Source organism: Ensifer sp. WSM1721, assembly GCF_000513895.2.
In the GTDB taxonomy this organism is placed as follows: Bacteria; Pseudomonadota; Alphaproteobacteria; order Rhizobiales; family Rhizobiaceae; genus Sinorhizobium.
The window spans coordinates 777,939-793,079 of sequence record NZ_CP165783.1 but is presented as its reverse complement, the minus strand read 5'-3'; the positions used below and the strand labels follow the sequence as shown (position 1 = coordinate 793,079).

Sequence of the window (15,141 nt, the reverse complement as noted above, 5' to 3'; positions counted from 1 at the left end):
AATTATGGCATGCGTTTGACGGAATGGATCGGTTCGAGAGGCGCGGCATAGGTATGGCCGAGCAATGGCCTGTCGGGATCAATGTCGGGGATCGCTGCGATCAATGCGGCGGTGTAGGGATGTTTCGGCCGGGAGAAGACGTCCTCGGAGCGACCATCCTCGACGATCTCTCCGCGATACATCACTACGGTGCGTTCGCACAGGTTGCGCACGATCGCCAGGTCATGGGCGATGAAGATCAAGGTCAGGTCAAGGTCGCGGGCTAGCTTGCGGAAAAGATCGATGATCTGCGCCTGGATCGTGACATCGAGTGCCGCGACGCATTCGTCGGCGATAATCAGCCTGGGATCGACGGCGAGCGCACGGGCGATGCCAGCCCTCTGACACTGCCCGCCGCTCATGCTGCGCGGTTTGCGGTTGGCGAATTCGCGCTCCAATCCGACAAGGTCCAGCAGCTCGTCGACGCGTAACGGAATGTCGGCTCTGGCGATCTTTTTCTGGACTTTCAGCACTTCAGCAAGGGTCTGGCCGATGGTCAGGCGCGGGTTCAGCGCATTGAACGGGTCTTGAAAGACCATGGCCGCCTCGCGCCGCAGCCTGGCGAGACCCGCATTCCTCTGCTGAAAAAGATCGATACCGTCGAAGCTGACATGACCGGCGGAGATCGGCGTCAGGCCCAGCACAGCACGGGCAAGCGTACTCTTGCCGCTGCCGGATTCGCCGACTATGCCGACCGTTTCGCCGGGCATGATCTGCAGATTGACGCCCGAGACGGCGGCGATAGTCCTGGTGTTCTTTCCCCTAAAAAGGCTGCCGCCTGCCGGGTAGCGCACATGCAAATCGTCGATTTCCAGAAGCGGCCTTGTCGCTGCATGTGAGGGCGCAGGGGCACTGGCGGCGGGGAGCGCCACGTCCGGCATGGATGGATGGCTGTGGATGAGGCGAACGGTATACGGGTCCTGCGGTGCGGACAGGATCGTCCGTTTCGCTCCCTGTTCCAGCAGCCTGCCGCCGCGCATCACGGCAATGCGGTCGCAGGTCTGCGCCACGATGCCGAGGTCATGGGTGATGAGGATGATCGACAGGCCGCGCCTGTCGCGGATGTCCATCAAGAGCTTCAGGATCTGCGCCTGGATCGTGACGTCGAGCGCGGTGGTCGGTTCGTCGGCTATGAGGATTTGCGGATTGCAGGACAGCGCCACGCCGATCATCGCCCGCTGACGCATGCCGCCGGACAGCTCGTGCGGGTAGCTGTCGTACTGGCGGACGGGATCGGGGAACCCGATCTGCGCCAGTATCTCGATCGCTGCCGCCCGCGCATCGCGGCCGTTGATGCCCTGATGATAGCGGATTCCCTCTACGATCTGGTCGCCGATGCGCATGACCGGGTCGAGATGGCTGGTCGGGTTCTGGAAGATCATGCCAATCTCGGCGCCGCGCACCTTGAGCATCTCGGCGTCGGTGACGGCAGTGAGGTCGCGCTCTTCGAAGAGAATGGTGCCGCCTTCGATCTTCAGCAAGGATGATGGCAGGAGGCGCACGAGTGAGCGGCAGAACAGGCTCTTGCCCGAGCCGCTTTCGCCGACGAGGCCGAGGATCTCGCCTTTGGCGAGGTCGAGTGAGACGCCCTGCAGCAGGGTGCGCGTCTCTCTGTGGAGATGCGCTTTTACGGTCAGGTCGCGGACCGACAGGACGGAGGCACTCATTCGTGCACTCCGAGCAGTTCGCCAAGCGCGTCGCCGAGCATGCTGAAGCCGAAGGCAAGGCAGACGATAGACAGGCCGGGAAATAGCGTGATCCACCAGGCCGTGGTGATGAAGCTCTGGCCTTCCGCGACCATGACGCCCCATTCGGCGACCGGCGGCTGCACGCCGAGACCGAGATAACTGACGGCGGCCCCGCTCAGCAGTACCAGGACGGCATCCGACATGGCGAAGACGATTGAGCCGACAATGGCATTGGGTAGCAAGTGCCGGAACATGATGCGGAAGCGGCCGAAACCGAGGCTGATGGCCGCGACGGCATAGTCGCTGTTCTTCAGGACCAGGATCTGTGCCCGGATCAACCGGGCGTATGACACCCAGCCGACCAGCGCCATTGCGATGTAGAAGCTGCTGAGGCCCGGACCCAGAATGGCGATGATAGACAGCATCAGCACCAGGAACGGAAAGGCGAGGATGATGTCGATGAGGCGCATGAACAGCGCGTCGACGATGCCCCCGAAGAAGCCGGCGACGGTGCCGACGATCGTGCCTATCACGAAGGGGAAGGCCACGCCGATCAGGGCGATCTGGAGGTCTATGCGGGTGCCCCAGATGACGCGTGAGAGGAGATCGCGGCCGAAGTTGTCGGTGCCGAACGGATGCAGGAGCGATGGCGGCTGCAGGCGGGTTGCACCGTTCTGCAGGATCGGGTCATAGGGCGCAACGACGGGTGCGCCGATCGCCAGCAGCAGGAAAAACAGCAGGATGCCCGCGCCGATGACCAAGGGCAGCCGTTGGCTGAAGCGCAACCGCCAGCCGGCGGGCGACGAGGACACCGTGCCGGCGCTCATAGTTTCACCCTCGGATCGATGGCGACGGTGACGACGTCGGCGAGGAAGTTGACGAGCACCGTGGCGCAGGCAAACACCATGGCGACACCCTGCACGACCATGTAATCGCGCGAGAAGATGGCGCGCACCAGTAGCTGCCCCATGCCCGGCAGGGCAAAGACGCTTTCGACCACGACCGTGCCGCCGATCAGCCAGCCGATATTGACCGCCAGAAGGTTGATGGTCGGCACCAGCGAATTCGGCACGACATGCCGCCAGAAGACGATGCGCTCAGGCATGCCGCGCGCGCGGGCGGCGGTCGCGACGTCTGACTTCAGCGCCTCGATCATTGCCGCGCGCAGGCTGCGGATCAGCACCGTGGAAAGGGAAAGAGCTACCGTCAGGCTCGGCAGGACCAGATGGGCGAGCTTGTCGCCGAACGTCTCCCCGTAGCCGGACACCGGCAGCAGGTCGAGTTTGACGCTGAAAAGGATCATCAGCATCAGGCCGAGCCAAAAGGGAGGAAAGCCGATGCCGAATGTGGAAACAAGGCGGACCACATGGTCGGGCGCCTTGCCGGAATTGCGCGCGGCCAGCGCCGCCATGGGTACGGCGATGAGGACCGACAGGAAAACGCTCGACAGGACGAGCGCGATGGTCGGCTCGATACGGGTGGCGATGAGCTCCAGGACATCGATCTTGTAGAGGATCGACTTGCCCATCTCGCCATTGCCGAGATTCTTCACGAAATAGAAATATTGCTGCCACATCGCCTCGTCGAGGCCGTACTGGGCGCGGATCTTGGCGATGGCCGATGGCGTGGCGCGGGCGCCGAGCAGGTTGCGCGCCGGATCGCCGGGGATGAGCCGCACGAGAATGAAGGTGATGACGCTGATCCCGAAGATGACGGGCAGGAACTGCAAAGGTCGAGTGAGGACGAACCTATAGCGATGCATGGCGATGTCGGCGCCTCCGTCTTTTTCGGATGTCTCTCGCCATGTGTTGCATCAGTTCGGCCCGTGCCGCGACAGGAAATCGATCAGAGCAGGATAATATTCCGCGGGGTTCTCGTAGAAAGGCATGTGGCTCGCATTGGCGAAGACCTTGAGCTCGGCGTTCGGAATTGCGAGCCTCATCTTCAGCGCGCAGGCTGGCGTGAGCTCGTCGTGTTCTCCCGTGGTGATCAGCGTCGGCACCTTTATGCCGGGAAGGTCGGGGATGCGGTTCCAGTCCTTGAGATTACCGATATAGAGGAATTCGTTCGGTCCCTGCATCGTCCCGTAGGGACCCATGTTCCAGTCGGCAAGCGACCTGCGCACGGGTGCAGGCCATTCCGGCAGACGGCAGACATGGCGATAGTTCAGGATGGTGATGGCTGCCATGTATTCGGGATGGTCGTAGGTGCCCTGCGCCTCGTGCTTCTGCATCATGGCCACAGTCTCCGGACCGAGTGCGGCGCGCAGCCGCTCAAGCTCGGTGACGAGGTGCGGCATGTCGGCGACCGTGTCCTCGAGGATCAGCGTCTGCAGATTTTCCGGATATGTCAGCGCGTAATCGATCGCCAGCCAGCCGCCCCAGGAATGGCCGAGCATATGCACCTTGCCGAGCCCCAGTGCCTTGCGAACCGTTTCGGTCTCCTCGACATACCGGCCGATCGTCCAAAGCGAAGAATCGGTCGGGCGGTCGGAGGCGCCGGTGCCGAGCTGATCGAAGGCGACGACGTGATAGCCCTGGTCGACGAGACACGAATGGGCCTCGCGCAGATAGTCACAGGGTAATCCCGGACCGCCATTCAGGCATAACAAGGTTTCCGGGCCTGCACCGAAGCTGTAGGCCATCACCTTGTAGCCATCGACTTCGATTTCATGTCGCGCCTCTGGCTCGATATCACGCCACATTGGCCGCCCCGGCAAAGAATCTGCTTGCTCAATATTTGAGCATGGCTAAATTTTTACCCGAAACGCCAGTCGGCGCCCAGCTATAAGAAGTGATAGGTACGCCTGTGACCGGGACCGGAGCCAATGATGATTGATGAAATCGGGACGATCAGGAACCAGTTCACCGCGCACGAGACCCTGGATGGCTGTGTCGATCAGGTCTTCGAGGCGATGAAATCGATCGGTTTCGAGGCGCTGATCTACGACTATACGCCGGTGCCCTGGGATCTCGATGGCACGATCATGATCCCGTCGCTGCTGAAGCTGCGCAATATTTCCGATGACATGCACGAATACTGGTTCGATCGCGGCTATTTCCGCATCGATCCCGTGCAGCAGGTGGCGCTGCGCACGTCAACGCCGTTTTTCTGGAACTATGATGCCGATGCAGACACGCTCATCAGGCGCTTCATGAGCGATGATACGGCGCCTGTCGCCCGCTATCTGAGCGAACGGGATATGTCGACCGGCATCACCGTTCCCGTCCACATGCCGCGCGGCGACTATGCGACGGTGACGGGCGTGCGTTTCGGCGCCAACCGGGAATTCGAGCGGCATGCGCTACGCTATGTCGCCGATTTCAACCTGCTCGCCCATGTCTTTCACGAGGCGGCCTATTCGCTGTTCGACGCGCGGGCCTTCAACGCGGGCACTGCAAGGCTGACGGAACGGGAGCGTGAATGCCTTCGCTATTCCGCCGAAGGCCACTCTGCCAAGGAAATTTCCCGGATCATCCAACGCTCGGTTCCGACCGTCGTCATGCATCTTAACGCCGCGGCCAAGAAGCTCGGGGCCAAGAACCGTACCCAGGCGGTGGTACGCGCCACGCATTACCGGCTGCTCGAAGAGCGCCCGTCCTATTACTTGTGATAGCTGCCACGGCTTAAAACGCCGCGTTATGCTTCCTCCACTGTCAGACGTGGAGATGCATGTGGCCGCCGTTGCGTCGAAGGAAGCCTTCCTGCCCTTTCGCGAATACCAGACCTGGTATCGTATCACCGGTTCGCTCGACAGCGGCAAGCTGCCGCTTGTCGTGGCCCACGGCGGGCCGGGCTGCACTCATGACTACGTGGATTCCTTTAAGGGGATCAACGAGATCGACGGCCGCGCCGTCATCCACTACGACCAGCTCGGCAACGGCAACTCCACGCGCCTTCCCGACAAGGGACCGGATTTCTGGACACCGGTCCTGTTTCTCGATGAACTCGACGCGCTGCTGAAGCATCTCGGCATCCAGGATCGCTATGCCTTCCTCGGACAGTCCTGGGGCGGCATGCTGGGTGCGGAACATGCGGTGCTGAAGCCGATGGGGCTGAAGGCGCTGGTCATCGCCAATTCGCCGGCCAATATGCATACCTGGGTGGCGGAAGCCAATCGCCTGCGCGAGGAGCTGCCGCAGACGGTTCAGGAGAAGCTGCTCAGGCACGAGCAGGCGGGCACGATCACCGATCCGGAATACATCACCGCCTCGCGTGTCTTCTACGACCGCCATGTCTGCCGCGTCACGCCGTGGCCGCCGGAAGTCGCGCGCACTTTTGCGATCATGGACGAAGACAATACGGTCTATCGCAACATGAACGGGCCAACCGAGTTTCATGTGATCGGGACGATGAAGGACTGGACGATCGAGGACCGGCTGACATTGATCGAGGCGCCGACCCTTTTGATCTCCGGCAAATACGACGAGGCCACGCCGCTCGTCGTCAAGCCGTATGTCGATCGCGTCAAGAACTGCGAATGGGTGCTGTTCGAGCATTCCAGCCACATGCCGCATGTGGAGGAGAAGGCCTTGTGCCTGGAAACGGTTTCCCGTTTTCTATCATCCCACGACACCCACGCTTGATGCGGAGACGCCAAGAACCGCCCGTCGGGATTGAGCATGACCTCGACCTTCGACGGGGGTCTTCGAGGAATCCGGCGGTGGGCCGGCCGAGGGCGGTGCGGAGCATGCGCACTTCATTGCCCCGGATTTCGGATGAGATGTAACCATGCCGCCCCCGTTCTCTCACTGGCGCCCCTGGATCAGCGATGATCAAAAGAGATTCAGCCGGCGCAACAAGGGCGCGGGCGTGGTAGTGATGCGGCGTAGAATGACAGGCAATCAGCAGAGTTTCGGTGCGCGGGGGGCGACGCGGAAATGACAGGAACCGCTCACCGTAAGAACTACGCGACCTCCGTTGTGCCGATCTGTTGATCAGAAACTGTAACAGCCCGTCTTTGCAACCTTGGAACTTCAGAAAACGGTTGTATAAACGGAGACTAATGAAACCTGCACATCAAGCACCGGTTGCAAGTTGGCGTTGTAAAATCGGACTATATCTCGGTCAGCTAGATATTTCGAGAATAAGTTGGCCCTGGGTTTTGGGGGCACTTGCAAGCGTGCACGTTTCAGTTCAAAGGGGCCGGCTCATCTGGCAGCCACGATTATGAACTTGAAAGTGTGCTGCCGAGAGCTGTTTCAGAGGTAACTGCGTTGCGGATCGCGTTCTGGCAGGCTCTTGAGAGTGCCTCTAGGACGTTGAGATCAACTTAGTGTTATTCTTCTCGGTCGGACGCATTTGACCGAACGATTGGATGATTGCTCCAATGAAGCTTAGGTTTGTCCTTACCTGGCTGCTGATTGTCGTGGCACTGACGGCACGTGCCCAAGAGCCGCGCGAGGTCGCTGACTGGCCGATCCGGGTTGAGGAATTGCTCGCGGTGCACCGCTTCGAACTCCAGGAAGGCTTCGAATTCGACTGGAGCGCCGAAGCAAGAACCGTACGCTCCGGCACGCTGGTCGTCATCAAGGTCGACCCCGATATTGTCGTGCCGCGCAATGCGCCCGAGCCGATCCTATATGCCGGGGATCGCACGGTGCAGCGACTCAATCGAGGCTCCGGCTCCGGCGTGATCGTTGGGCTTATCCCTGGCGACATTGATCTTTCCGCAGCGCCGCTCTGGTTTGGCGCGCCGGGGCTTCCGGAGAGCGTGACGGCGGAGACCATTCGCAACGAGCGCCGGCTCGCCGAGCGCGCAGAGATCCGGCCTTTCGCGAGGGAAGCGGTCGAACGCGTCAGGGCCGAGCCGCTGGTCGCCAACGATCTAGCCGAGCTATTGCGTACGCATGTCGCTGATCTGGTGCTGCAATATGCGCCCCAGGAGAGAGCCTTGGCCGAGAGTTGGCGGCTGCCGGTCGTTTCTGCGCCTCAAAAGGATCGCCGCCCCTAAGACGCGCAGCGCTCAGTCGGATTCATTAGAGGCGCTTTAGGTTTTTGCTTTAGTGCATGCCGCTTCCAAAGTCGCTGTTCACCTGTTGGCCACGGGCATTGGGACAGGCTTGAAATTTCAAACATCCATTTCCGAAGGAGGCATTGATGTCACCCTTCCGGGGAGCCTTTGTCTGCATATCGGGCGCATTGACCGCCCTGCAAGCCGCATCGGTCTGGGCTCAGACCGCTACTGAGTTGGCCGGAAATCCACTGACGGTATTTCCGCATTTTGAATATGTGCGCGCATTCAATCAGAACGCGCCTGTATCAGTCGCAATCGATCCGACGCGCTCTCCATCGATCGCTGGGCAGACCTGCGACGTTTACGTGACAGCCGCCAAGAGTGCCAGTCAATGGGCTTCGGACCCGAGCTTGATCGATGTGACGCCAGGCGGCACGCAGGCCAAGGCGTTCGTGGCCGGAACGATTCAGGCCAACACCCTCCAGGTCGCGTCGGCAGGCGATCTCAATGCCGATGCGGGCACAGGGCTTGGCGTCGGTTATGACGTCGTACTCGACTGCGACCAGAACGGGATGTTGAGCACAGCCGATTTCATTGACGGGCTCGACGACGAGGCAGGGCTTTACGTTGTGCACGACACGACGGTAGCCGGTCCCCTGGCAGTGACGGAGCTCCAATACTCGATCGATTCCACGACCGGCTCCACCTATGGCATTCCGAGCTACAAACTCGCGCAGGACCTTTACTATCCCAGCAGCATCGGGTCGCTCGGTCAGTTGCCGCTGATCATCATCAGCCGCGGCAACGGCCATGATTATCGCTGGTACGACCACATCGGCTACCACATGGCCTCCTACGGCTATGTGGTGGTGAGCCATGACAACAATACGGAGCCCGGCACGCAGTCTGCTGCGGTCACGACGCTCGGCCATACTGACGCGTTCATCGAGCTGGCCAGCTCGGGCGCGATCGCCAGCGGTGACCTCGTCGGCCATATCGACGCAAGCCGGATCGTCTGGATCGGCCACAGCCGCGGCGGCGAAGGCGTGGCGATCGCCTATGACCGTTTGGCGAACGGCTCCTACTCGCCGACGAACTACACGCGCTCGGCGATCAAGCTGATCAGCTCGATGCTGCCGACGGATTTTTACGGCAGCGGCGCGGCCTCCCTTTTGCCGTCCAACGCGCCGGCGCTCGGCATCGCCAACCCACATGATGCGAACTACCACCTCTGGACGGCGTCGGGAGATTCGGATGTTAACGGCTCCGCCGGGTGTGCTCTCTGCCAGACGTTCCACATCCACGATCGCGCCACGGGCTACCGCCAGTCGACGGTGGCGCAGGGGACCGGCCACGGTTGGTTTCACGACAATGACGCAGCCGGCGCCAACTTCACGGGCCCGTGCGCGATAGGCCCTCCAAATGACCTCACCCACGACATTCAACTCGGCCACTTCCTGCCGCTGATCAAGCACTATGTCGAAGGTAACGTGGCCGCACTCGATTTTCTGACCCGCCAGTACGAGCGCTTCCGTCCGATCGGCGTCACGACCAGCAATTCCTGCGTCGTCGTCTCCCATGAATACCGCAATGCTTCTCCTGTCGGAAACTTCGTAATCGACGACTATCAATCGCAACCAAGCGACGGCATCAGCAGCTCGGGCGCCCAGGTGCTCTACGATGTCCAGAACCTCACCGAGGGCCGGCTCGACGACAACGACAGCTCTTTTAGCTGGATGGCCTCCGATCCGTTCAATGGCGCGACGCAGGCGCATGATAGCGATGACACTCGCGGCGTGGTCTTCGACTGGACCAATCAGGACCGATTTTACGAGTGGGAGGTGGCCGCGGGACGGCGCGACTTTACCGCACACACGTTCCTGTCGCTGCGTGGTGCGCAAGGCACGCAGCACCCCAACACCTTGGCGGATGCGAGCGATCTCACCTTCACCGTCACGTTGCGTGATCTCTCAGGCAACACGAGCTCGATCAACACGGGCGCCTATGGAGGCGGGTTTGAGGAGCCCTATGCCCGATCGGGCGGCTGGCACAACGAGATGGAAAGCGTACGGATACGCCTCACCGATTTTCTGAATAATGGCAGCAACCTCGACTTGTCGAACATCGTCGCCGTGCGGCTGAACGTCGGACCAAGCTGGGGTTCGAGCCGCGGCCGCGTCGTCGTCGACGATGTAATGCTGACGAATGACGTTCCGCCCGGTGCCCCAGCGCTGCCGGTGCTTCGCGTTTCCGAGGTCGTGCTCGACTACGGCGAAGTAGAACTCGGCTTTGCCTTCAGCAAAGCCATCGCTTTGCATAACGACGGCACGGCGCCGCTCACTGTATCGGTTGCGCTGACCACCCCGCTCGGCGATCCTAATCTGGCGCATTGGTCGGAAATCAACGACGCGACCTCGACCACCATAGCACCGGGCGATCCGCCGTTGATCCTGCGCCAGACCTACGAGCCGCAGGGGATCGGTAATCATCTGATCCAGATGCAGGTGACAAGCAATGATCCCACAGCCGCGACCGTGCCGATCACGCTTGTCGGCGAGGGCGTCACTCCCGTCCCGCTCGACTCGATGCTGGTGCTCGACCGCAGCGGTAGCATGAGTGATCCCGCCGGCGACCGGATCAAGATCGAGGCGTTGCGGGACGCAGCAATGCTCTATACCGACCTGCAGCGTCCGGACATCGGAGGCACCGGCTTCGGCGACAAGATTGGCTTTTGGAAGTATAACCACCAGAACAGCCAGTATCTTGCACTCGACTTCGTTACCGCCACTACGAGCAGTGCCGTCGCGGCGTCCGAGCTGAGCGCTGCTGCACTTACCGACACGGCGCGGTTGAGCCCCGCCGGAACTACGGGGATTGGCGGCGCGATGCAGAACGCCGCCGCGGCCATGGGTGGGCCGTTGAGCGACCGCAAGCAGGCCATGGTCGTGCTGACCGACGGCATCGAGAATGTTAGCCCCTATATCCTCAACGTCATCGGTCCAATCCAGGCAGCCAATCCCAATCTTCAGATCTACAGCGTCGGCCTCGGCTCGAACATCGAGGCCGGCAAGCTCCAAAGCATCACCAACATGGGGACGGAGGGCTATCACCAGGTCTCCGACTCGCTGACAGGTGAAAGCTTGTTCGAGCTGGAGAGCTTCTATTTCAAGATATTCTCCAACGCGACGGGTATGGATCTGGTGGTCGATCCTACCCATGTGGTCGACCTGCGCTCGCCGACCCCGATCGTCGTAGACACCGCTCGGGTCGTCTCGTCGGATCGGAACGCCAACTTTCTGGTGCTCGATGATCCCGCGCTCAGGAGTTTCTACGATCTCCAATTCATAAGCCCAACCGGTGCTCTCATTATGCCCGGTGTTACCATCGGCGGCATCCCGATACAGGAGATGCGCCGCGGTACCTATCGCATCTACCGCATTGTGTTCCCCGATGTATCGCAGGCGAACACTTATGTGGGCGACTGGATCCTCAGGCTCACTCCTAACGGAAATTGGAACCCCAGGAGCGTGAAGCGGGCGCTCGCCGAATCGCGCTTTCAGTATTCGAGCTTCATCGATCCCAACCGCGGACTGATTCCGGTCGGGTTCGCCGCGGCGGTGTCGTCGAACTACCGCCTTGCGGTCTCCGCCCGACCCGACCGCTTCCTGCCGGGGGGGTCGGTGCGACTCGAGGCGCGGCTGAGCGATCGCCAATGGCCGATGCCACATGGTCAGGTGAACGTCCGCGTGACCGGCCCGGAGCGGGCTACGGAAAGCGTGGTGCTCTTCGATGATGGGACGCATGGCGACACGGTCGCGGGCGATGCGGTCTGGACGAACAGCTTCACCGACACGGGCAAGGCTGGCGTCTATGAATTCCTGTTCCGTGCGGCGGGAAGCAATGAGCGGGGCGAGCTAGCGCCGCGCGAAGCCAGCCGGTTTGTGACCCTTGCCGCGGTCGAGCCGACGCCCGACGGCGATCGGGGGCGGCCAGGCGAAGGTGCCGGCACTGCTGTGGCTTCCTATCTTATCGGCACATATGATTTGCGCGAAGGCCGGACGCGTATCCATGTGATGAACCCAACCGGAGAGAAGCTGATCGCGCTGATCGCGCTCTTTAGCGTGGATGGCAAACCGCAGCGTTGCGTCGACCGCGAGCTCCCGGCCAACGGATTGTTCGAACTTGAGGTCGGTGATGTGGACCCGGAAGTGCTGTTCGGCGTCGTTAAGGTGGTCTCCCTCGATCCCGAACGCCGCCTTCCGAAGCTCGGCGTGGTTGGCAATCAGCATATCCGTTACGAGCGGGGCGCCGCAAGCCAGACGGGCCTCCATCCGGTTTCGGACGCCGTCCTGAACGGCGATTTCAGGCGGATCATGGGTGCTTGCCGATAGGATCCTGTGCCGCGGCTCGCAGGCTAGCCATCTGACCGGTGTGCCTCCGCGCAAACGTCTGCGAAGAGGTCGAGAGCAGCCCTGCCTCCACGAGCCTCAAGGCTCACAGCGAGGAAGCTCTCGTCCGTGCTCAAAAGATCGCATTACGTATCAACGGGAACGGCGCAGGCATGGCGATGGCTGCGGAAGAAACCGTGTCTACAAAGACGTAGCTGCATCAGCTTCATTTTGGCCCATCATAAGCTCAGTTGCTCTCGCGGCCGTCCCGGTGCTTCGGCCGCACGTGCCAGCGCTTTGAATCATCGAGCGATTTACCCGTAAATCGGGCCAATCTCCACGAATTACGCCGTACCGCTCTTAAACTCCCCCGCCGCACGCTCTATATGCGTTGCCAGGGCCGTTTGCGGCCGGGAGTGACAAAGGAATTGATGGAATGCAGCGCTTCGGACGGGCTATGGCAATGGTGGCGGCTGGCCTCATGGTGATGTTGACGGTGGTCGATGTCGCCGAGGCGCGGCGGGCGGGCGGCGGTTTCGGGTCTCGCGGCAGCCGGACCTTTTCGGCCCCGCCGGTAACCCGCACAGCTCCGGCTCCGGCCGCGCCGATCGACCGCACGATGACGCCGCGGCAGAATGCGCAGCCATCCACCGCCACCAATCCGGCTGCGCAGAACCGGACGACCAGTCCGCGCCCGGGCTTTTTCAACGGGTTCGGTGGCTCCATGCTCGGCGGTCTGCTGATGGGCGGACTGATCGGCATGCTGCTCGGCCATGGCCTCGGCGGCGGCATCGGTTTTCTCGGCCTGTTGCTGCAGCTCGGTGTCCTCTTTCTGGTAATTTCGTTGGCGATGCGATTTTTCGGCCGCAATCAGCGGCCGGCCTATTCGGCGCCGTCGGCATCCGCGCGATCTTCGGCGACGGCCTCGGGCGCACCTTCCTTCCGCATCCCACGCATCGGTGAAGGAATGGGCGGGCTCAATGCCGGCACAAGATCGGCCCCGACGCAGTCGTCCGCTGCCGCAGGCGAGACCGACGAAATCGGCGTCGGCCAGCACGACCTCGATCGTTTCGAGGCGATGCTGAAGGAGGTCCAGGCCGCCTATGGAGCAGAAGATTACGCGGCGCTGCGCCGCCTGACGACGCCGGAGGCCATGTCCTACCTCGCGGAAGAGCTGAGCGAGAACGCGACCAAGGGGCTGAGGAACGAAGTGCGCGACGTGCATCTCGTCCAAGGCGACGTCGCCGAGGCATGGAAGGAAAACGGCGCCGACTACGTGACCGTTGCGATGCGCTATGAAAGCATCGACGTGATGCGCGACCGTACGACCGGCCGCGTCATCAGCGGCGACCCCAACGAGCTCACCGAAGCGGTCGAGATCTGGACCTTCCTGCGCCGGCCCGGCACCGACTGGCAGGTCTCAGCCATTCAGGGCGTTGAGGCGTAGTGTCGGCGCAGTTCCTCATTTGATTTTAAAAAGTGCAATCCGAATCGTTTATTGACGGCGCTGGGCTTGCGGCTCTTTTCAAGTGAGCGGCGGCGCCGTAACCTCTTGAACGAACGCAGTTCTTGCAGTGGTTCGACGCCTGAATTATGCGGCGGCAAGGGCCGGCTGATCATGGGTGGGAGCGGCGAAATGAGGACGTCCGGAAGACAGGAAACGGACCGATGAGCACGAATTCTTTCATCTCCGGTGCCGCGGTTTTCGTCGTCGCAATCGTGGCATCGGCATACGCCTGCGGCGCCGCCGAGTCGGCGGATTGCAAAGGCTCACCCGGGAGGGGAACGGACTGGCACGACTGCAATAAGCGGCTTCTCATGCTCGGTGGCAGCGACCTCGAGGCGAGCAATCTGGTCAGTACCGACTTTACGATGACCGACCTGCGCGACACGAATCTTGGTTCGGCAAATCTCGAAAAGGCCACGCTCGTGCGCGCTTCGCTGGCCGGAGCCAGGGCGGACAAGGCGAACTTCACCAGGGTCGAGGCCTACCGCGGCAATTTTTCGGGTATCTCCGCGCAGAATGCCTCCTTCGTCAGTGCCGAACTGCAGCGCACCGACTTCAGCGGCGCACGGCTGACAGGTGCCGATTTCGAAAAGGCGGAGCTTGGCCGCGCCAATTTCGAGGGGGCGGTGCTGACCGGCACGCGCTTCTCCATGGCCAATCTGTCGCGCGCCAATCTCAGCGGAGCGGTCTTTGAAGGGCCGATCGATCTGGATCGCGCCTTCCTGTTTCTGACGAGGATAGAGGGCTTGGACCTCTCGGCGGTCACCGGCCTCAAGCAGGAACAGGTCGATCTTGCCTGCGGCGACGGAGCGACGAAATTGCCGGCCGGACTGTCGGCGCCTGCAAAGTGGCCGTGCCCACCCGATGACGACTGAGCAGGAACCGCTCCGCATCGTTCCGTTCGAACCGGTCGAAGGTCGCGACCCGGTTCAGATGATCCGTTCGCCGAAACATCGGCGCGGGAGGAGGCAGAACATCGGCTTTCTACGAAGGGCGATAGCTGACTTTGCGCGAGTACCCAGCCACCGTCGCACGGCATCTTCCGGCGCCTCGCCGCTCATGACATCGATCGAGCGGCCCATGAGGTCGAGCCGGCGACCGGAATAGCCGGCATCGTCGGGATGTCGCCCGAAGCGTGACGGGCCGAAGTCCACGCACCATCGTTTGCGATGCGGAAACCGCTTCGGCGGGCCTGCTTCGAAGAACGCCCAGACATCGAAGTCCTTTATCCCGTTTCTGCCGTCGAGGTAATGGAGCGCGCTGCCTTGTGCCAACGCAAGCAGGATGAGGCGGTCTCGATAAAGGCCGGCGACCGGCGCACGATTGAAAATCGCGGTGAGGCTACGCATCGCGACCGATTCGATCTTCTCGAGGTCGGCGGCTGTCAGCAATTCGTATGATCGGTTAGCGGGTTCCATCCGGCCGTACCGCCCCGTCGCATGGCGACCAGCTTAGCACGAAGATTTGCGCGCGCCCAAAACGCATAGACCGACACCGCGAGGCAATATGGGCAGCCACCGCCGCAGGAGGAGGAATTAATGTGGGCGGAACCGCCCACATCCG

11 protein-coding genes are annotated in these 15,141 nt (G+C 61.7%); 6 read left to right on the top strand and 5 right to left on the bottom strand.

Annotated features, from left to right (window positions below):
• Positions 1-2: 2 nt before the first annotated feature.
• The 4 genes from M728_RS21240 to M728_RS21225 are packed head-to-tail and all read right to left on the bottom strand — an operon-like array spanning position 3 to position 4,431.
• Positions 3-1,706: an ABC transporter ATP-binding protein gene (locus M728_RS21240; protein WP_026619771.1), complete on the bottom strand. Its 1,704-nt coding sequence runs from the start codon at positions 1,704-1,706 to the stop codon at positions 3-5.
• Complete coding sequence (locus M728_RS21235) at positions 1,703-2,554, bottom strand: ABC transporter permease (protein WP_026619772.1); 852 nt, start codon at positions 2,552-2,554, stop codon at positions 1,703-1,705. The genes M728_RS21240 and M728_RS21235 overlap by 4 nt, the downstream gene beginning before the upstream one ends.
• Positions 2,551-3,489 (bottom strand): ABC transporter permease, encoded by a 939-nt coding sequence (locus M728_RS21230; RefSeq protein WP_026619773.1) that lies wholly within the window; start codon positions 3,487-3,489, stop codon positions 2,551-2,553. Before M728_RS21230 ends, M728_RS21235 begins: the two co-directional genes overlap by 4 nt.
• Before the next feature lie 51 nt (positions 3,490-3,540).
• Positions 3,541-4,431, bottom strand: coding sequence for a proline iminopeptidase-family hydrolase (locus tag M728_RS21225; RefSeq protein WP_026619774.1), 891 nt, complete (start codon positions 4,429-4,431; stop codon positions 3,541-3,543).
• A gap of 126 nt (positions 4,432-4,557) precedes the next feature.
• Between M728_RS21225 and M728_RS21220 the strand changes: the two genes are divergently transcribed.
• The 6 genes from M728_RS21220 (at position 4,558) to M728_RS21195 (ending at position 14,453) form a co-directional block, all read left to right on the top strand.
• Positions 4,558-5,340, top strand: a complete 783-nt coding sequence (locus M728_RS21220) for a LuxR family transcriptional regulator (RefSeq protein WP_026619775.1) — start codon at positions 4,558-4,560, stop codon at positions 5,338-5,340.
• A gap of 55 nt (positions 5,341-5,395) precedes the next feature.
• The gene (locus M728_RS21215) at positions 5,396-6,313 is read left to right on the top strand and encodes a proline iminopeptidase-family hydrolase (protein ID WP_034883248.1); all 918 of its coding nucleotides are present in this window, start codon (positions 5,396-5,398) and stop codon (positions 6,311-6,313) included.
• Between the two features lie 743 nt (positions 6,314-7,056).
• Positions 7,057-7,680, top strand: coding sequence for a hypothetical protein (locus M728_RS21210; protein ID WP_026619777.1), 624 nt, complete (start codon positions 7,057-7,059; stop codon positions 7,678-7,680).
• A 146-nt stretch (positions 7,681-7,826) separates the two neighbouring features.
• Positions 7,827-12,074, top strand: a complete 4,248-nt coding sequence (locus M728_RS21205) for a choice-of-anchor X domain-containing protein (RefSeq protein WP_034883249.1) — start codon at positions 7,827-7,829, stop codon at positions 12,072-12,074.
• Positions 12,075-12,507: 433 nt separating this feature from the next.
• Complete coding sequence (locus M728_RS21200) at positions 12,508-13,518, top strand: Tim44 domain-containing protein (RefSeq protein ID WP_026619779.1); 1,011 nt, start codon at positions 12,508-12,510, stop codon at positions 13,516-13,518.
• 221 nt (positions 13,519-13,739) lie between these two features.
• Complete coding sequence (locus tag M728_RS21195; protein ID WP_026619780.1) at positions 13,740-14,453, top strand: pentapeptide repeat-containing protein; 714 nt, start codon at positions 13,740-13,742, stop codon at positions 14,451-14,453.
• 54 nt (positions 14,454-14,507) lie between these two features.
• Here the strand turns inward: M728_RS21195 and M728_RS21190 are convergent, their stop codons facing one another.
• Positions 14,508-14,996, bottom strand: coding sequence for a hypothetical protein (locus tag M728_RS21190; RefSeq protein WP_026619781.1), 489 nt, complete (start codon positions 14,994-14,996; stop codon positions 14,508-14,510).
• Positions 14,997-15,141: the final 145 nt, after the last annotated feature.

Bases quoted from the DNA above. Each gene is read 5' to 3' on its own strand.
- M728_RS21195 (WP_026619780.1), top strand. From the start codon at position 13,740: ATGAGCACGAATTCTTTCATCTCCGGTGCCGCGGTTTTCGTCGTCGCA.
- M728_RS21235 (WP_026619772.1), bottom strand. From the start codon at position 2,554: ATGAGCGCCGGCACGGTGTCCTCGTCGCCCGCCGGCTGGCGGTTGCGC.
- M728_RS21220 (WP_026619775.1), top strand. From the start codon at position 4,558: ATGATTGATGAAATCGGGACGATCAGGAACCAGTTCACCGCGCACGAG.
- M728_RS21200 (WP_026619779.1), top strand. From the start codon at position 12,508: ATGCAGCGCTTCGGACGGGCTATGGCAATGGTGGCGGCTGGCCTCATG.
- M728_RS21190 (WP_026619781.1), bottom strand. From the start codon at position 14,996: ATGGAACCCGCTAACCGATCATACGAATTGCTGACAGCCGCCGACCTC.
- M728_RS21210 (WP_026619777.1), top strand. From the start codon at position 7,057: ATGAAGCTTAGGTTTGTCCTTACCTGGCTGCTGATTGTCGTGGCACTG.
- M728_RS21225 (WP_026619774.1), bottom strand. From the start codon at position 4,431: ATGTGGCGTGATATCGAGCCAGAGGCGCGACATGAAATCGAAGTCGAT.
- M728_RS21205 (WP_034883249.1), top strand. From the start codon at position 7,827: ATGTCACCCTTCCGGGGAGCCTTTGTCTGCATATCGGGCGCATTGACC.
- M728_RS21230 (WP_026619773.1), bottom strand. From the start codon at position 3,489: ATGCATCGCTATAGGTTCGTCCTCACTCGACCTTTGCAGTTCCTGCCC.
- M728_RS21215 (WP_034883248.1), top strand. From the start codon at position 5,396: ATGCATGTGGCCGCCGTTGCGTCGAAGGAAGCCTTCCTGCCCTTTCGC.
- M728_RS21240 (WP_026619771.1), bottom strand. From the start codon at position 1,706: ATGAGTGCCTCCGTCCTGTCGGTCCGCGACCTGACCGTAAAAGCGCAT.